Here is a 17,725-nt window from a genome sequence, read left to right as displayed (position 1 = left end):
CCTATGCTCAACCAGCATGAGACTGCGAGGAGTCGGCCGCCGCTACGGGCTGGCCGGGCCCTGGGTGCTGCGCGGCGTCGATCTCGACGTACGGCCGGGGTCGCTGACCCGCGTGGAGGGGACGAACGGCAGCGGCAAATCCACCCTGCTGCGGCTGCTCGCCGGGATCGACGCCCCTACCTCGGGCCGCATCACCGACCGCCCGCGCACCGCGTACGTCCCCGAGCGGTTCCCCGCCGAGCTGCCCTTCTCCGTCCTCGGCTACCTCACGCATCTGGGCCGGATCCACGGCCTGGGCCGGGCCGAGGCGGCGCGCGGGGCGGGGGAGTGGCTGGAGCGCTTCGGCGCGGACGCGTACGCGGCCACCCCGCTCGCCGAGCTGTCCAAGGGCACCAGCCAGAAGGTCGCCGTGGCCCAGGCGCTCCTGGCCGCGCCCGCCCTGCTCGTCCTGGACGAGGCCTGGACCGGCCTCGACCGCGCCGCGCGCGCCGTCCTGGACGAGGCGGTGGCGGAGCGGGTCGCCGAGGGCGCCGCGGTCGTCTTCGTGGACCACGACCCCCGCCGCCTGTCCGGCGCCCCGGACGCGGTGTTCCGCGTAGCGGACACCCGCCTGGAGCCGCTGCCGATCCCGGCGGCCGGAGGTGAGACACCGGTGGCCGCCCCCGGCCCCCGGGTCCGCATCGAGGCCGAGGCCCCGCCGGGAACCGCCCTCCCGCCGAACCTCCCCGGCGCCCCGCGCTACGAGCCCGTCCCCGAGCCGACGACGCCCACGTCAAACCTCGGCGGCAAGGCTGCGCGGGCCGGGCAGGCAACGCAGGGTGCGCTGGGCCCCGGCTGGGAGGGGCTTGACGCAGGGCATGGGCAGGCCGAGCAGGTTGCGAAGGGCGGACCCAGCCCCGGCGACGAGGCGGGGCCGGGTGCCCGCCCCGGGCAGGGCGCGCTGGGCGGGCCGGGCGTACAGCCCGGGCAGGCCGGGCAAGCGGTGCCGGGCCCTGGCGGTGGTGCCGGGCCGGGCGCAAGCGCCGGACAGGCCGCGCAGACCGCGCCGGGCCCTGGCGACGAGGCGAGGGCGGGGGCGCGCCCCGGGCAGGCAAGGCAGGGCGGGCCGGGACGCGCGCCCGGGCAGCCCGAGCGGGCCGGACAGATCGCGCCGGGCTCCGGTGGCGGGGCCATGCCGGGCATGCGTCCCGGGCAAGCCGGGTGGAACGCCGGGGAGGGGGTGCCGGGTGGGCCCCCGCAGTCCGTGCCGGAGGGTGCGCGGCGGGTTGTGCGGATGGTCGTCTCGGCCGGGGAGTCCGATGAGGTGTTGCGGGTTCTGCTCGGGGCCGATCCGGCCTGGCGCATCCGCTCGGTGAGCGAAGTCGCGGAGGACGTATGACCGCCCTGTTGCGCTATCAGGTGGCGTTGCTCGCCCGTTCGCATCGGTGGTTGCCGCCGCTCATCCTCTATGCCGCCTTCATGGGCATCGGGGTGCAGGCCGGGCAGCCGGTGCTCGACTCCTTCGGGTACGCCGCCGCCGGGGTGCTGCCGGTGGCCGCCTGGTTGGTGCGGGTGTGCGTCACCAACGAGCCCGCCGCGGCGCGGGCCTGCGCGGCTGCCGCGCGGGGGCCCGGGCGGGTGCATCTGGCCGGGGTGCTGACCGGGCTGGGGGCGGCGGTCGTCCTCGGGGTCGCCGGGACGTCGTACGTCGCGCTGGTCGGCGATCCGCGCAGCGCGGACGGGCGGGTCGACGTCCCCCTGGCGGCGGCGACCGTCGCCGGACTGCTGGCCGCGCTCGCCTGCGCGCTGCTCGGCACGGCCGTGGGCGCGCTGTGCAACCGGCCGCTGCTGCGCCGCCCCGGCTGGGCCATCCTGTCGACCGCGCTCGCCGCGCTGCTGGTGTCCGTGATCGGCGCCTCGCCCGCGAACGCGGCCGTATCGGGCCTGGTCAACGGCTCGCGCAGCGGCACCGTCAGCATGCCGCTGCTGCCGCTCGCCGTGACCGCCGTGCTCGCCGCCGGGGCGACGGCGATCGCCTGTGTGGTCAGTTCGCGGCGGTAGTACGGGTGTGGCTCCTGCCCCGCGCGAACGGGCCAGGAGCCACAGCGCAGCGTCAGTGGTGCCAGGGGCCGGTGATCGCGAACGTGGTGCCCGGGGTGTAGCAGTTCACGTACATCGTGCGGCGGTCCGGGGCGAAGGTGACGCCCGCGAACTCACCCCACTCGGGCTCGTCCTCGCTGCCGATGTTCTGGCGCCCGCGCGCCATCGGGTAGACCTCGCCGCGCCGGGTCAGCCCGTACACGTGCTGCGCGCCCTCGCCGTCCTCGCAGACCATCAGCCCGCCGCTGGGCGCGAGCGTGATGTTGTCCGGTGACTCGCCGGGCAGCTGCACGTCCGTGTCCGGCCCGAAGACGATCACCAGGGTGAGCCGGTGCCGCTGCGGGTCGTAGCGCCAGATCTGCCCGAAGTGATCGGCGGCCGAGCCGTCCGCGCTCTTGGCGAAGCTGGAGACGAAGTAGACCGAGCTGCCGCCCCAGTAGCAGCCCTCCAGCTTCTGGGCGTGGGTGATGCCGCCCGGGCCGAAGTCCTGGAAGCGGATGGGGGTTTCCGCCGCGAGCGGATCGGGGACGGTGACCCACTCGATGTCGCCGAAGGACGTCCCCGGCTCCTGGATGGTGGACAGGTCGGCCACCCCCGGCACCCGCAGCGCCTGGAGCTTTCCGCCCGCGCGGAGCGAACCGGTCCCGCCGAGGGGTTTACGCGGCAGGAAGCGGTAGAAGAGGCCGAAGGGCCGCTCGAAGGCGTCCTCCGTCTCGTAGACGACTCCGCTGCGCGGGTCGACGGCGATCGCCTCGTGCTGGAAGCGGCCCATGGCGGTGAGCGGTACGGCGCCGGTGCGGCGCGGATCGTACGGGTCGACCTCGAAGATGAACCCGTGGTCCTTGGTGTAGCCGTTCGTACCGGCCTTGTCCTCGGTCTCCTCGCAGGTCAGCCAGGTGTGCCAGGGGGTCGGGCCCCCCGCGCAGTTGACGGCCGTACCGGCGATGGCGACCTGTTCCGACAGCACCCGGTTGGCGGAGTCGAGCGCGAGGGCGGTGCAGCCGCCCATGCCCATCGGGTCGTAGGTGAGGCCCTTGACGGCGGGGACGCGGATCGCGGCGTCCTTGCGGTTCTCATGGTTGCGGACCAGATGCGTACGGCTTCCTCTGCCGCCGCCCGACCGGCCCGGGAAGGCGGCCATGCCGTCGCAGTTGCTGGGGACCTCGCCCTCACCGGAGGGCAGCGGGTCGCCCGAGCGGGACAGCACGCGGTAGCGGAAGCCCTTGGGGAGGTCGAGCAGCCCGTCCGGATCGGGTACGAGCGGGCCGTAGCCGCCGCGCCCGGCGGCGTCCGGAGCCCCCGGGCCGGGTGCGTCGGCCATGGCCGTACCGGCGAAGATCTCCTGGATGCTGCCGGTGAACGCGATGGAGGCACCCACCGCGCCGGTACGGCCCAGGATCTGACGTCGTGTCGCTGACATGCGGTAACTCCCTGCTGGCGGACAGGAAAGATGACCGCACGTGTGTATCACGCGGCCCGCCCGCACGGGAACCATCTGATCAACACGGCGTCGCGGACGGTGCCCTACGCCGCGGCCAGCTCCCTCGCGTCGCGGGCGAGCGCGGTGAGCCGGGATATCGCCCGGAAGTACTTCTTCCGGTAGCCGCCGTTCAGCATCTCCTCGCTGAACAGCTGGTCGAACGGCACCCCGGAGGCCAGCACCGGCACCTCGCGGTCGTAGAGCCGGTCCGCCAGCACCACCAGCCGCAGCGCGGTCGACTGGTCGGGCACCGGCCCGACTCCCGTCAGGCACACGGCCTGGAGGCCGTCGGACATCGCGCCGTACCGGCTCGGGTGCACCTGGGACAGATGCTCCAGCAGGGCGGGGAAGGCGTCCAGGGAGGCGCCCGGCGTGCGCTTGGCCGCGCGGGTGACCACCTCGTCGGAGTGCGGCGCGGGGGCCTCGGGCAGCCCGCGGTGGCGGTAGTCCTCGCCGTCGATGCGCACCGGCTGGAAGTGGGCGGACAGCCCCTGGATCTCGCGCAGGAAGTCGGCGGCCGCGAACCGGCCCTCGCCGAGCTTGCCGGGGAGGGTGTTGGACGTCGCGGCGAGCGCCACACCCGCCTCGACCAGCTTGCCCAGCAGGGACGAGACGAGGACGGTGTCGCCCGGGTCGTCCAGCTCGAATTCGTCGATGCACAGCAGCCGGTGCTCGCTCAGGGTCTTCACGGTCTGCTGGAAGCCGAGCGCGCCGACCAGGTTCGTCAGCTCGACGAAGGTGCCGAACGCCTTCTTCTCGGACGGGGCCGGGGTCGCGTGCCACAGGGAGGCCAGCAGATGGGTCTTGCCGACGCCGTAGCCGCCGTCGAGGTACACCCCGCGCGGGCCGCTGGGGGCGGCGGGCTTGGCCGCCCGGCGGAACCAGCTTCTGCGGCCGCCCTTGTCCTTGCCCGCCCCCGCTCCGCCGCCCAGCCGCTCGGCGAAGCCGCGCAGCACGGTGACGGCCTCGGCCTGGCTGGGCTGGTTACGGTCCGGGATGTAGTTGTCGAAGCTCACCGTGGCGAACCGGGGCGGCGGCACCATCTCGGCCACCAGGCGCTCGGCGGGCACCTGCGGCGCGCGGGCCGTGAGGGCGACGGGGGCTTCGGCGGCTATTGAGCCTGCCGAGCCGGACGTGGTGATTGGTGCAGACACGGGTGTCCAGGGTAGTCGCTTTTCCCGAGCGGACCGTCCCGGAGGGAGCCATGTCACACTGCGGCCATGCGACGCCTGTTCCCCCTGCCCACCGAACCGTCCGTTCCGCCCGCCGCCTCCGACCGCGAGTGGGACCTCGACGAGCTGGCCGACGCGTACGCCTACCCGGACCGGCCGCAGAGCGCCTCGGGGGCGTATCTGCGGGCCAACATGGTGTCCTCGCTGGACGGCGCGGCCCACCACGACGGCCGGTCGCAGCCGCTGTCGTCCGCGACCGACATGCGGATCTTCGGGGTGCTGCGCGGGCTCGCCGACGCGGTGGTGGTCGGCGCCGAGACCGTACGTCAGGAGGGCTACCGGCCCGCCCGCGCCCGGGAGGCGTTCGCGGAGCGCCGGGCGGCGCTCGGCCAGCCCCCGGCGCCCGCGATAGCCGTGGTCAGCGCCAGCCTGGAGCTGGACTTCTCAGCTCCGCTGTTCACCGAGCCGCTGGTGCCGACCGTGGTGATCACCGGCGCGCGGGCCGCGGAGGAGCGGGTCGAGGCGGCGAAGGCCGCCGGGGCCCGGGTGGTGCGCGTGGGGTCCGGGCCCTCGGGGCGGGTCGACGTGGCGGCCGTCCCGGCGGCCCTCGCCGAGCTGGGCCACACCCGCCTGCTGACCGAGGGCGGCCCCCGGCTGCTGGCGCAGTTCGCGACCGCCGGGGTGCTGGACGAGCTGTGCCTGGCGGTGGCCCCGCTGATGGTCGCGGGCGACGCGGCACGGATCGCGAACGGTCCGCTGGCGGTGGAACCGGAACGGTTCGCTCTCGCTTCTGTGCTGGAGGACGCCGGTTTCCTTTTCACCCGCTACCGTCGGATTTACCCATAGTTTTGCGCTAAACGGACCTGATTCCTACCGCTTCATTCCTACTGCTTCGTTGAAGGCTTGAAGAACGAGAAGGGCGCACGTCGTGTTCACGAGCATTTTGATGATCGAAAAGCCGCTGACCGCTGCCGACGTCGAGTTCGTCACCACCCTGCACGGCGATGACCCGGTCTCCTTCGTCGTGCTGATGCAGCCCCGGGGCAGCAAGGACCGGCTGCTCCGCGCCATCGACGACATCGCGCTCGGCGAGCTGGAACAGGCCGCCCAGGAAGGCGAGGAGCCGGAGGGCCGCGAGGCGCTGGAGCCCGCCGAGCGCGCCCTGAGCCACTCGGTGGCCGCCCTGCGCGCGGCGGGCGGCGAGGCCCGCGGCCATGTCGTCCAGCGGCGCCCGCTGGACGTCCTGCGCGGGGTGGTGGAGGAGACCGGCGCCGACGAGGTGATCGTCCTCACCGCGCCGCACTTCGTGGAGGAGTTCTTCCACCGCGACTGGGCCTCCCGGGCCCGCCACAAGGTCGGCGTCCCGGTGCTGAAGCTGTTCTCGCACACGGACGACGAGGTCGGCGAGGGGCGGACGCCCACGGGCGGCTGAGCACCGTGAGGGCGCCGTACGGGAGGCGTACGGCGGCGGGCGGCGGGGTGCGAGAATCGGGCCGTCAGAACCGAGAAGACCGCTCAACCACGGGAGACCCGTACATGGCACCGGCCGGCATTGCCCCCGACGCGCTGGACCGTCCGCATTTCATCGGCATCGGCGGCGCCGGGATGTCCGGCGTCGCGAAGGTTCTCGTCCAGCGCGGCGCGCGGGTCGCGGGCAGTGACTCCAAGGACTCCCCGATCGTGGCCGCGCTGCGCGAGCTGGGCGCGACCGTGCACATCGGGCACGCCGCCGGGAACCTCGCGCCCGGCGCCACCAGCGTCGTCATCTCCAGCGCCATCCGCGCCGACAACGCCGAACTGGTCGCGGCGCGCGAGCGCGGCATCCCCGTCGTGCACCGCTCGGACGCGCTGGCCGCGCTGATGGACGGCCACCGCCCGATCGCGGTCGCCGGTACGCACGGCAAGACGACCACGACCTCGATGCTCGCCGTCTCGCTGGGCACCCTCGGCCTCGACCCGTCGTACGTGATCGGCGGCGACCTGGACGTGCCCGGCTCCAGCGCCGAGCACGGCAGCGGCGAGATCTTCGTCGCGGAGGCGGACGAGAGCGACCGCAGCTTCCACAAGTACGCGCCCGAGGTCGCGATCATCCTCAACGTGGAGCTGGACCACCACGCCAACTACGCCTCCATGGACGAGATCTACGACTCGTTCCGGACCTTCGTGGAACGGGTGCGGCCCGGCGGCACGCTCGTGATCTCCGCCGACCACGAGGGCGCCCGCGAGCTGACCGCCAAGGTCGCGGGCCAGGACGGCCTGCGGGTGCTCACCTACGGCGCGGCCGCCGACGCGGACGTACGCGTCCTGGAGGTCGTCCCGCACGGGCTGACCAGCGAGGTCACCGTCCGGCTCGCGGAGGCCCTGGGTGGTGAGGAGCTGACGTTCACCGTCTCCGTACCCGGCCGCCACTACGCGCACAACGCCGTCGCCGCGCTCGCCGCGGGCGCCGCCCTCGACGTGCCCGCCCGCGACCTCGCCCCGGCGATCGCCTCGTACACCGGCGTCAAGCGGCGCCTCCAGCTCAAGGGCACCGCGGCCGGGGTGCAGGTCATCGACTCGTACGCGCACCACCCCACCGAGATCGCCGCCGACCTGGAGGCGATCCGCGGCGGCGCCGGGGAGGGCCGGGTCCTGGTGGTCTTCCAGCCGCATCTGTTCAGCCGTACGCAGGAGCTGGGCGCCGAGATGGGCGAGGCCCTGGCGCTGGCCGACGCCTCCGTCGTCCTCGACATCTACCCGGCCCGCGAGGACCCGGTCCCCGGCATCACCAGCGCCCTGGTGATCGACGCCGCGAGCCGCCACGGCGCGGACGTGACCGCCGAGCACGACCGGTCCGCGATCCCCGGCCTGATCGCCGGAATGGCCAAGCCCGGTGACCTTGTTCTCACCATGGGCGCGGGCGATGTCACCGACCTCGGTCCGGAGATCCTCGCCCGTCTGCAGACGCGGCGAGCCCGGAGCGCCCTGAGGAGCCCGGCGAACCGGGAGAGCTGAGGAGGGTCCGTCCATGGCGTACGAGATCGACAAGCCGGAGGAACAGTGGCGCGCGGAGCTGACTCCGCAGGAGTACCAGGTCCTGCGCGAGGCGGGCACCGAGCGCCCCTTCACCGGTGAATACACCGACACCAAGACGACCGGCGTCTACTCCTGCCGGGCGTGCGGCGCGGAGCTGTTCCGCTCCGAGACGAAGTTCGAGAGCCACTGCGGCTGGCCGTCCTTCTACGACCCGTCGGACTCGTCCGCGGTCGAGCTGATCGAGGACCGCACGCTCGGCATGGTCCGCACCGAGGTGCGGTGCTCCCGCTGCGGCTCGCACCTCGGCCATGTCTTCGCGGGCGAGGGCTATCCGACCCCGACCGACCAGCGGTACTGCATCAACTCCATCTCGCTGCGGCTCGCCCCTCAGGAGGGCTGACCGCCTCCGTACGACCTGAGCACCGCGGCCGATTCCGGCGGCAGCCGCAGCGTGCCGTCCGGGCCCGGCGGCTCGACCGGCCGCCACGCGGCGACCACCTCGGCGGGGACCTGGTCCAGCCGGGCGCCCGCCGGGCGGTCGTGCGGGTTGACGACGATACGGAGCGGCCCGCGCCGGAAGCCGAAGCAGCCGTCCGGCTCATGGAACGGCTCCGTGCGGGACCAGTCGGGAGCCGTCAGCGCGGGCTCCGCGCGGCGCAGTGCGATCAGCCGCCGGTGCCAGTCCAGCAGCGCGCGGTGCGGCTCCCGGCCCGGCTCGGTCCAGTCCAGGCAGGACCGCAGCCGGGTCGCCGGGTCCTGCGGATCCGGGACGTCCGCCTCCGCCCAGCCGTGGGCGGCGAACTCGCGGCGGCGGCCGCGCCGTACCGCCTCGGCCAGTTCCGGGTCCTGGTGGTCGGTGAAGTACTGCCAGGGCGTCCCGGCGCCCCACTCCTCGCCCATGAAGAGCATCGGGGTGAACGGCGCGCACAGCACGAGCGCCGCCGCGCAGGCCAGCAGTCCGGGGGAGAGCCGGGACGAGAGCCGGTCGCCGGTCGCCCGGTTGCCGATCTGGTCGTGGGTCTGGGCGTAGCCGAGGAGCCGGTGGGCCGGGGTGGTGAGCGGGTTCAGCGGGCCGCCGTGGCGGCGGCCCCGGAAGGCCGAGTACGTATCGTCGTGGAAGAAGCCCTGTCGGAGCGTCTTGGCCAGGGCCGCGGGGCCCTCGGCGGCGAAGTCGGCGTAGTAGCCCTGCCGTTCGCCGGTGAGGTACGTGTGCAGGGCGTGGTGGAAGTCGTCGTTCCACTGGGCGTGCAGACCGTGGCCGCCCGCCTCGCGCGGGGTGGTGGTGCGCGGGTCGTTCAGATCCGACTCACCGATCAGGAACAGCGGTCGGCCGACCTGGGCCGCCAGCGCGTCCACCTCGGCGGACAGCTCGGCCAGGAAGTGCCGGGCCCGGGTGTCGTGCAGCGCGTGCACGGCGTCCAGCCGCAGCCCGTCCAGCCGGTAGTCGCGCAGCCAGGCGAGCGCGCTGCCGATGAAGTACGCGCGGACCTCGTCGGAGCCGGGCGCGTCCAGGTTGACCGCCGCGCCCCACGGGGTGTGGTGGGTGTCGGTGAAGTACGGCCCGAAGTCCGGGAGGCGGTTGCCGGACGGCCCCAGGTGGTTGTGCACGACGTCCAGGACGACGCCGAGGCCGTGCCGGTGGGCGGCGGCCACGAACCGGGCCAGCCCCTCGGGCCCGCCGTACGGCTCGTGCACGGCCCACGGCGCGACCCCGTCGTACCCCCAGCCGTGCGTCCCGGGGAACGGGCACACCGGCATCAGCTCCACGTGGGTGACGCCCAGCGCGGCCAGCTGCGGGAGCCGTTCGGCGGCCGCGTCGAACGTGCCCTCCGGGGTGAACGTCCCGATGTGCAGCTCGTACAGCACCGCGCCCGGCAGCGGCCGCCCGAACCACTCCCGCTCCCCTGGCTGGTGGAAGTGGGAGTGGTCCACGACCGCGCTCAGCCCCTCCGGCCCGTCCGGCTGGCTCCGGGAGCGCGGATCGGGCAGCGGGGGGCCGCCGTCGAGCGCGAAGCCGTAGCGCGTCCCGTGTTCCGCGTCGGCCTCGGCCCGCCACCAGCCGTCGCGGCCGGGATCGCGCTCCATGGGACGCGTACGGCCGTCTACCTGGAGCCCGACCCGTTCGGCATGCGGCGCCCACACCTCGAACAGCACTGGCGTCTCCTCACATCGTCCTGCGGACGGGTTCGGAACCATGCTGTGGGACGGAGCACCGGGCGCGCAGCAGGGCGCGGCCGGCCAGTCTCAGACGAGATCGATGCGCTCCTGAGTGATGGGGTAACCCGCCTTCGCGAAGTGCGCGGCCATCGGCCGGTTGCCCTGGTCGGTCGCGGCGGCGATCTTCGTCGCGCCCCGTTCCACCAGGTCGTGGGTGCACTCCACGAGCAGGTCGTACGCGTAGCCGTGGCCGCGCTGCCCGGCGACGACCCCGATGAAGCCGACGCACGGCCCGGCCGGATTGTGCGCGGGCACCTGGATGCCGACGACCTCCCCGCCCGGCGTCCACGCCAGCCGCCACCACTCGCGGGGCGACGGGAACCAGTGGAACAGCTCCAGGTTCTCGCGGACCGCCGCCTCGATGCCGCCCTCGGCGATGGCCTTGCGGTCGTGTGCGTCCAGCGTGTCCTGGTGGACGTGGCGCATGACGTCGGCGATCACCGCGTCGTCGGGTTCCGGCCGGAACTCCAGCCGTCCCGGCCGCTCGGGCAGCCCGGCGGCGGGCGTCCACTCGTAGCGGTAGCGCTCGACCAGGGGGCTGAGCCCGCTTGCCACGGCCGCGTCGACCCGGGCCCGTACCGCCGCGCTCTCCTCCGGCCGGTCGCGCCAGCCGGGCGGCGCCAGCAGGGCGTACTCGGTGCGCAGGGGAGCGGTGCGCAGCAGCTCCGCGGCGGCCTCGGCCTCGCCCTCGGCGAAGTCGAACCAGTCCAGGGCGACGGGCGCGGTGTCGTCCGGCCCGCCCCACCACGCGGCGCGCGCCACGACCCGCGCCCCGCGCAGCGCGACCCACGTCCACTCGGGGCGGTACTCGCCGCCCTGGCCGACGGTGGCGTAGGTGTGGCCGAAGCGGCCCCGGCCGACGAGCGCGGGGCCGGTGCCGGGCAGTGCGTGAAACAGATGCGCGTCGCTCTCGGTGAGCGCGCGGATGACCAGTCCGGTCATGGGATTCCTTCCGGGAGGCTCGCGCTCCCGGTCGGATCGCGTGATCAGACGGGGGTACGCCCGGGGGAGAGGGGGCGGGAGCGCGGAATGGCGAACGTCTTCATGGCTCGGCGCCTCCTTCCTCGTCTGTACGGGCGTTGACGCGCACCCTATGCGCGCCAACGCGCCCCCGTCCACGCCTTTTTGGTCACCGCTGATGCAGCCCCCGCCCGGCGAGCGTCAGATCGTCTGGCCTTCGACAATGGGGGTCAGGCCGTCGAGGAGTGCCTTGAAGCCGGATTCGAAGAGCGCGTCGAGGCGCAGGTCGTAGCCATCGTCGAAGGCTCCGACCACCTTGGTGAAGGTGGGGAAGCGACCGGACTCCACCAGTGCTCGGAGGGCGGGAGTCCGGCTGTCCATCCACTGGTCTTCCGATTGGCCTGTGGAGGCTTCGGCGTGTGCTTCCCATTCCAGGTGCACTGCCAGGCCCTGGACGTGGCTGTAGATCAGTACGTGGATGTCGAACAGGGTGGTGGGGTCGAGGCCGTGGCCGTCGAGGGCGCTCAGCATCCATTCGCCGTGGGCCATCAGATTGGGCACGAGCAACGGGCGGGTGAGGGATCCGAGCTGAGCCAGCCACGGGTGCCTGCGGTACAGGGTCCAGAGGGTCCGAGCGCCCAGCTCGATGCGGGAGCGCCAGCCTTCGGGCGCGTCGACGGGGTAGGTCTCCTCGCCGAATGCGGCGTCGGCCATGAGCAGGACGAGATCGTCCTTGCTGGGGACGTACCGGTAGGGGGACATGGCGGCGACACCGAGCCGGGCCGCGACGCCGCGCATGGAGAGCGCTGACAGCCCTTCGGTGTCGGCGATGTCGATGGCTGTGCGGACGATCCGGTCGAGGGTCAGCTCCGGCTCGGAGGGCGGGGCGGGGGGCGAGGGCCTGCGGGGTGGTGTGACGGGAGCGGTTCCGGCGACGACGGTGCCCGCCCGGGGGCGGGTCTCGACAAGGCCCTCAAGGCGCAGGGTGGTCAGGGCCTTGGTGGCGGTGGCGAGCGCGACACCCCATTCCCTGGCGATCTGACGGGTCGAGGGAACCGGGTCCCCGGGGCCCAGTTCACCGTCGGCGATGCGCCGCCGGATCCCGGCGACGATGCGCAGATAGGGCGGCACGGATGCGCCTGTGGGCTTCGTCACGTCCTGTCACCTTCCCGGCCTGTACTAGTGCAGAGGGTAGCAGCGACGACGCCGAACGGAGTCCGTCTGACCTAGTACAGAAGGTTTGTTTGGCCAGTTGAAGGGGGTGTGCGTACCTCGTACGTTCAGTGCGCGTACAGCGTACTGGAGGAGATTCCCATGCAGACTGTTCTCATCTCCGGCGGCGGAATCGCCGGGCCCACGCTCGCCTACTGGCTTCACCGCCACGGCTTCAAGGTCACCGTCGTCGAACGCGCCCCGGAGCCGCGCCCCGGCGGCCAGGCCGTGGACGTCCGCGGTGTCGCGCTCGATGTCGTCGAGCGGATGGGCCTGCTGGAACAGGCGCGACGCGTGCGCACCCGGATGCGTGGCATGTCGATCCTCGACCCCGAAGGCCGCGAGATCGATCGCTCCACCGAGGTGGCCTTCAGCAGCGGCCGCCTCGACAGCGACGACATCGAGCTGCTGCGTGAGGACCTGGTGCGGATGGTGTACGAACACACGCGCGCGGAAGTCGAGTACCTCTTCGGCGACAGCGTCACCGCGCTCGACGAGAACGAGACCGGAGTGCGCGTCGACTTCGCCCACGGGACCTCCCGCGGCTTCGACCTCGTGATCGGGGCGGACGGCCTGCATTCGACCGTACGGAGCCTGGCCTTCGGCCCCGAGGACCGATTCGCCCATCACCTGGGCAGTTACCTCTCCGTGTTCAGCGCGGACAACTTTCTCGCCCTGGACGACTGGCAGGTGTGGCTTCGGGACGGCGACGCGGGCTTCGGCATCATGTCCGTGCGCGACAACACCCAGCTCAGGGTCGCCTTCGGCTTCCAGTCCGCGCCCCTTGCCCGCGATCTCCGGGGCGGCGGTGCCCTGCGGCAACTCGTCGTCGACAAGCTCGCTTCCCTGAGGTGGGAGGGGGCCCGCCTGGCAAAGGCCGCCCGGGAGGCGCCCGATTTCTACTGCGATGCCATGGCCCAGATCCGGATGGACGGCTGGTCACGCGGCAGGGTGGCCCTGCTCGGAGACGCCGGTTATTGCCCTTCCCCGCTCTCGGGGCAAGGCACCAGCCTGGCCCTGGTGGGCGCTCACGCGCTGGCCGACTGTCTCGCCCGGGCGCACGGCGATCACCGCGCCGCGTACGCTCGCTATGAGCGGCGGATGCGTCCCTTCGTCGCCCTCAACCAGGCTCTGGCCACCGAGAATCCCGGCGGACCCGCCTCCGGGGCATCCGTCACGCACGCCAAGAACGCGTTCTCGCTGGACGCTTGAACCGACGGGCCCCCGGGGCCGGTCTGCCGTCCGGAGGGGACGGGGGCGGCAGACCGGCGGGGGAGGTGCGCTGACAGTTCGGTGAGCGGATCAGTGCACCATGCAGATCGGGGCGGCCGCCGTGTCCGGGGAGCCGCCGCTGGCGACGTAGCCGAAGGTGGTCGACGCTCCGGCGGCCAGGGAGCCGTTCCAGTCGGCGTTGGTGACCGAGGCCGCCGTACTGCCGCTGGCCAGTTTGCCGTTCCAGACGCTGTCGACCCGCTGGCCGGACGGCAGGGTCCAGTCGACCATCCACGAGGAGATGGGCGTGGCGCCGGTGTTGGTCACCTCCACCTCGGCTTGGTAGCCGCCGTTCCACGTGCCGGTGGTCTTCTGGGTCGCGGTGCACTTGGCGGTCGGCGGGTCGGTCGGGTCGGTCGGGTCCGTGGGGTCACCGCCGCCGGAGTCGGCGCCCGGGACCGTCACCTCGCCGTTGCCGCCGTCGAAGACCACGTCGGAGCAGCTGTAGAAGGTCTCCTGGCTGTCCGAGCGGGTCCACACGGTGTAGATGACGTGGCGCCCGCTCTTGCCCGAGGGCAGGGTGGCGTTCCACGTGTACTTGCCGTCGACCGTCCCGACCGGGCCGGTCTGCGGCGGGTTGGTCACCGTGTCGAACGGCTGGTCCTCCAGGTCGTTCCAGGTGAGCGGCTTCGTCGGGTCGATGGGGCTCTTGGTGACGTAGCTGCGGAACGAACCCGGGTGCGCGGCCCAGGCGTTGTACGAGAACTGCATCGACTTGCCGGAGGTCAGATGCGTCACCGGCCAGTCCTTGCTGCCCAGGTCGAAGCCGGAGAAGTCGTAGACGGTGGCGGCGCCGCTGCACAGCTTGCCGTCGGGGATGAAGCCCTTGGTCCGGCCCGCGCCGTCCGAGCGGAGCACCGCGAACCAGTTGTAGAACGGGGTCGCGCCACTCTTGTTGAACGCGGCCTTGCAGGCCGGGTTGGTCGGCTTGACCTCACCGGTGCTGGACAGGCTGTACTTCCAGCACAGATAGGTGCGGCTGCCCGGCGCCATGGGCGCGCCGTGTGCGGAAGCGCTGCCTCCGGAGAAGAAGACGAGGCCCAGGGCGGGCAGTACGGAGAGCAGTACCAGCAGGACGTATCCACGGGCGCGGGAGTTGCCCGGCGGGTGTGGGGGGCGTGCGGGGGCCAGTAATCGTCGAGCCATTGCGCTGGTCTTCCCTTCGACGTGATCGGGTCAGGAACCGTCGGTATGGGAGCGCTCCCAAGTTGCTTTGTGAACGTAGCGCGCGGGGGTGTGACTGTAAATGCATCAGGACGCGAACACGCGTGCTCTGTCCTCAGGCCCGGACCAGGAGGGCCACCGGGAGTTGGGTCAGTAGGTCGGCGAGGGGGGTTGGGGCCTCGGTGGTGCGGTCGGTCAGGAGGTTTCGCCAGGGGCCGGGGGGTAGGGGGAGGCGGGTGCGGTCCCAGCCGCCGGACTCCGCCAGGCGGCGGGAAAGGCGGGTGACGATGGTGATGGCGCCGTGGTTTGAGTTGGTCGTGCCGTCGGTGCGTTGGAACGCTACGCAGTGGGCCGCTGCCGGGCCTGCGGCGATCAGGGGGGTGTAGCTGCTGCCGGGGCCGAACCAGGTCGGGTGGTCGCGGCGCAGCCGTAGTGCCGCTCGGGTGAGCCGCAGCTTCTCGGTGGACAACGGGTCGTCGGCCGCCGGGGCGTCCAGCGTGGGTGGGCGGCGGTTGTCCGGGTCGACGAGGGCGCGGTAGGCGCGCTCGGTGTCCACGTACAGGTCGGGCACGCCCGGCATGGTCAGGTGCAGCAGGGCCGCGCCGAGCGTGTTGGCCCGGGCGGGGGCGGCGATTTCGGTCTCGAACGCGTCCAGCGCCGCCCAGGGGGCGGACTCCAGGTAGGCGGTCACGGCGTCTTCGTACGTGGCGTTCTGCTCGGTCCAGGTGGTGTGGAGACCTGCTTCGCGGACCGCCTTGAGTACGGCCGGGACGAGCCGTTCCGGGTCTGCGGTGCCTAGGCCCAGCGCGGTCTGCCAGGCCGTCCAGGCGAGGTGCGGATCGGGGGCCTCCGGTTGGGGGGACAGTTCCGCCAGCAGTCGTCCCCACCAGGCCGGGGACTCGGTGAGCGCCGCGATCCGGGCGCGTACGTCCGCGCTGCGCTTGGTGTCGTGGGTGGACAGCACCGTGCCGGTCGTCGGCCAGTCGTGCAGCAGCCGGGCGGCGAAGGTGTGGAAGTCATGGGGGGAGACGGCCGGGTGGCCGGGGTCGCCGCCCACCTCGGCGGCCGAGAGCAGCGGGGTGTAGCGGTAGAAGGCGGTGTCCTCGACGGACTTGGCGCGCAGCGCGGCGGCGGTCTGGGCGAAGCGGGCGCAGAAGTCGCGGTGGTCCGGGCCGTCGCCAAGCCTGCCGAGCGCCGCGTCCCGCACGGTGTCCACCGCCCGGGCCTCGTCCGTGACGGTGAAGGCGGTACGGGCGTCCTGCGCGGCCCGGTGCAGCATCTCCGCGTCGGTCGCGGTTGTTGCGTCCAACTCGGGCGCCGCGTGTGCCCCGGTCGGGGCAGGCGCCGCGTCCGCCGGGGGCACCCCGGCCGCTGTGCGCGGCGCGTTCGCCCTGGCCGTCGTGTCGGTCCCGGCTGTCGTGTGCGGGCCGTGCGCCGCGTTCGCCGGGTGCGCTGCGTCCGTCCCGGCCAAGGTGTCCGCCCCGGCCACCCTGGCCGTCGTGTTCGTTGCGTCGGCTGAGCGCGCCTTAGCCGCCGTATTGGTCGCGTGCGCTCCGGCCGCAGCGTGCGCCCCGGCCGCAGCGTGCGCCCCGGCCGAGGCGTCCGTTCCGGCCGCCGCGTCCGGCCTAACCGTCGTGTGCGCCCCGTGCGCTGTGTCCGCCCCGACTGGGGCATCCGTTCCGGCCGCCCCAACCGCCGCATCCGCCTCGGGCGCCGTATCCGCCCCCGCCGCCCCGGCAAGGCGCACCGTGGGGTACGGGCGGTAGACCGGTAGGCGTACGAGCAGGGCGCGGATCGCCGTGTGGAGGGTCCAGGGGGCTTGGTCGCGCAGGGGCAGGGAGGCGGCGCAGATGCGGGTGGCGGTGCGGGTCAGGCGGTTCACCTCGGCGGCCAGTTCGTGGGTCACCACGTGGTCGGCGGCGCGGCGGACCGTGGCGCTCCAGTCGCCGCCCTCGTCCGGCGGGGCGGCGGTGTAGCTCTGGTAGACGGCGGTCAGCTTCGCCAGGCCGTCCGGGTCGACGAAGAGGCCGTCGATGTGGTGCAGCGCGTCGTAGCCGGTGGTCCCGGCGACGGGCCAGTGGGCGGGGAGGGGTTCGTCCCGGGCGAGGATCTTCTCCGCGACGGTCCAGCGGCGGCCGCCCGTCGCCGCCCGTACCGCCTCGTCCAGCCGCCGCAGATAGCCCTCGGGGTCGGCGAGGCCGTCCGGGTGGTCCACCCGGAGGCCGTCGATCACCCCGTCGCGCAGCAGCTCCAGCAGCTTGGCGTGGGTCGCGTCGAAGACCTCCGGGTCCTCGACGCGCACCGCGATCAGCTCGGAGATGGTGAAGAAGCGGCGGTAGTTCAGCTCGGTGCGGGCCAGCCGCCACCAGCCGAGCCGGTACCACTGGGCGTCCAGCAGCTCGGCGAGCGGCAGCCGCTCGGTGCCGGGGCGCAGCGGGAACTCGTGGTCGTAGTAGCGCAGCACCCCGTCGTCCCCCGCCCGCAGCCGCTCCCACTCGTCGCCGAGCGGCCCGCCGAGCACGGGCAGCAGCACCTTGCGGCCGTGCTCGGCCCAGTCGATGTCGAACCACCGGGCGTAACGCGACTCGGGACCGTCCCGCAGCACCTCCCACAGCGGCCGGTTGAGCCGTTCCGGAACCGGCACCGCCATATGGTTCGGCACGATGTCGGCGATCAGCCCGAGGCCGTGCGTCCGGGCCGTGCGGGCGAGGGCGCGCAGCCCTTCCTCGCCGCCCAGCTCCGCCCGTACGGCGGTGGGGTCGACGACGTCGTAGCCGTGCGCCGACCCGGGGCAGGCCTCGAGGACGGGCGACAGATGCAGATGGGAGACGCCGAGCGAGGCCAGGTACGGGACGGCCCGCTCGGCGGCCGCGAAGGGGAAGGCGGGCTGGAGCTGAAGCCGGTAGGTGGCGGAGGGTACGAGGGGTTCAGCTGTCATATGAACGTACGTACCCACATGTCGCGCTCGATGAGAGGCCGCGCCTCCATCCGGGCGCATGCGCGTGCCGATGTGAGTGTTCTATCGCCGGGGTGGCAAGCAGTTGTTGATTGAGTGTGTATGAGTGTGTTCTAGCGTGTGTGAGTATCCGGGCTGTGGACTGTGCGATTCCGGAGGAGGGAACGGGGGTTCCTGGATCGAATGGGTGACCTTTTC

13 protein-coding genes and 1 pseudogene are annotated in these 17,725 nt (G+C 73.0%); 7 read left to right on the top strand and 7 right to left on the bottom strand.

Features of this window, described 5'->3' with window-relative positions; translation table 11 throughout:
* Positions 1–16 precede the first annotated feature (16 nt).
* Positions 17–754: pseudogene (locus ACWC5C_RS19050) on the top strand (ABC transporter ATP-binding protein); the annotation flags it as partial.
* Positions 755–1,374: 620 nt separating this feature from the next.
* Positions 1,375–2,040 (top strand): ABC transporter, encoded by a 666-nt coding sequence (locus ACWC5C_RS19045; RefSeq protein ID WP_450876656.1) that lies wholly within the window; start codon positions 1,375–1,377, stop codon positions 2,038–2,040.
* A gap of 52 nt (positions 2,041–2,092) precedes the next feature.
* Here ACWC5C_RS19045 and ACWC5C_RS19040 read toward each other — a convergent pair whose 3' ends face one another.
* Positions 2,093–3,499 carry an alkaline phosphatase PhoX gene (locus ACWC5C_RS19040; RefSeq protein ID WP_450876654.1) on the bottom strand — a complete coding sequence of 469 codons (1,407 nt, stop codon included), beginning with the start codon at positions 3,497–3,499 and terminating at the stop codon, positions 2,093–2,095.
* 104 nt (positions 3,500–3,603) lie between these two features.
* A complete protein-coding gene (gene zapE / locus ACWC5C_RS19035; protein ID WP_450876652.1) occupies positions 3,604–4,713 on the bottom strand; it encodes a cell division protein ZapE in 1,110 nt (369 codons plus the stop codon).
* Positions 4,714–4,779: 66 nt separating this feature from the next.
* Here zapE and ACWC5C_RS19030 point away from each other — a divergent pair, with 66 nt between their 5' ends.
* The 4 genes from ACWC5C_RS19030 to msrB all read left to right on the top strand — a co-directional run bounded on the left by ACWC5C_RS19030 (position 4,780) and on the right by msrB (position 8,146).
* Positions 4,780–5,577, top strand: a complete 798-nt coding sequence (locus ACWC5C_RS19030; RefSeq protein WP_450876650.1) for a pyrimidine reductase family protein — start codon at positions 4,780–4,782, stop codon at positions 5,575–5,577.
* 100 nt (positions 5,578–5,677) lie between these two features.
* Entirely contained in the window at positions 5,678–6,163 is a 486-nt protein-coding gene (locus tag ACWC5C_RS19025; RefSeq protein WP_450876971.1) for an indole-3-glycerol phosphate synthase, read from the top strand.
* A 104-nt stretch (positions 6,164–6,267) separates the two neighbouring features.
* Positions 6,268–7,725: a UDP-N-acetylmuramate--L-alanine ligase gene (murC, locus tag ACWC5C_RS19020; RefSeq protein ID WP_450876648.1), complete on the top strand. Its 1,458-nt coding sequence runs from the start codon at positions 6,268–6,270 to the stop codon at positions 7,723–7,725.
* A gap of 13 nt (positions 7,726–7,738) precedes the next feature.
* Positions 7,739–8,146 (top strand): peptide-methionine (R)-S-oxide reductase MsrB, encoded by a 408-nt coding sequence (gene msrB, locus ACWC5C_RS19015; protein WP_385444971.1) that lies wholly within the window; start codon positions 7,739–7,741, stop codon positions 8,144–8,146.
* Here the strand turns inward: msrB and treZ are convergent.
* From treZ to ACWC5C_RS19000, 3 genes are all read right to left on the bottom strand, one after another.
* Complete coding sequence (gene treZ, locus ACWC5C_RS19010; protein WP_450876645.1) at positions 8,134–9,900, bottom strand: malto-oligosyltrehalose trehalohydrolase; 1,767 nt, start codon at positions 9,898–9,900, stop codon at positions 8,134–8,136. The genes msrB and treZ overlap by 13 nt on opposite strands.
* 90 nt (positions 9,901–9,990) lie before the next feature.
* Entirely contained in the window at positions 9,991–10,905 is a 915-nt protein-coding gene (locus ACWC5C_RS19005) for a GNAT family N-acetyltransferase (protein ID WP_450876643.1), read from the bottom strand.
* A 219-nt stretch (positions 10,906–11,124) separates the two neighbouring features.
* Complete coding sequence (locus tag ACWC5C_RS19000) at positions 11,125–12,078, bottom strand: TetR/AcrR family transcriptional regulator C-terminal domain-containing protein (protein ID WP_450876641.1); 954 nt, start codon at positions 12,076–12,078, stop codon at positions 11,125–11,127.
* 159 nt (positions 12,079–12,237) lie between these two features.
* Between ACWC5C_RS19000 and ACWC5C_RS18995 the strand changes: the two genes are divergently transcribed.
* Positions 12,238–13,347, top strand: a complete 1,110-nt coding sequence (locus ACWC5C_RS18995; protein WP_450876639.1) for an FAD-dependent monooxygenase — start codon at positions 12,238–12,240, stop codon at positions 13,345–13,347.
* Between the two features lie 90 nt (positions 13,348–13,437).
* On the opposite strand, the gene ACWC5C_RS18990 is transcribed toward ACWC5C_RS18995, so the two are convergent.
* Both ACWC5C_RS18990 and treY read right to left on the bottom strand, forming a co-directional pair.
* Complete coding sequence (locus ACWC5C_RS18990; protein WP_450876637.1) at positions 13,438–14,553, bottom strand: lytic polysaccharide monooxygenase; 1,116 nt, start codon at positions 14,551–14,553, stop codon at positions 13,438–13,440.
* Positions 14,554–14,686: 133 nt separating this feature from the next.
* Positions 14,687–17,509 (bottom strand): malto-oligosyltrehalose synthase, encoded by a 2,823-nt coding sequence (gene treY, locus ACWC5C_RS18985; protein WP_450876635.1) that lies wholly within the window; start codon positions 17,507–17,509, stop codon positions 14,687–14,689.
* Positions 17,510–17,725: the final 216 nt, after the last annotated feature.

Source organism: Streptomyces sp. NPDC001700 (genome assembly GCF_053596435.1).
Note: the sequence above shows the minus strand (reverse complement) of the source record. Positions and strands in the feature narration are given on the sequence as shown.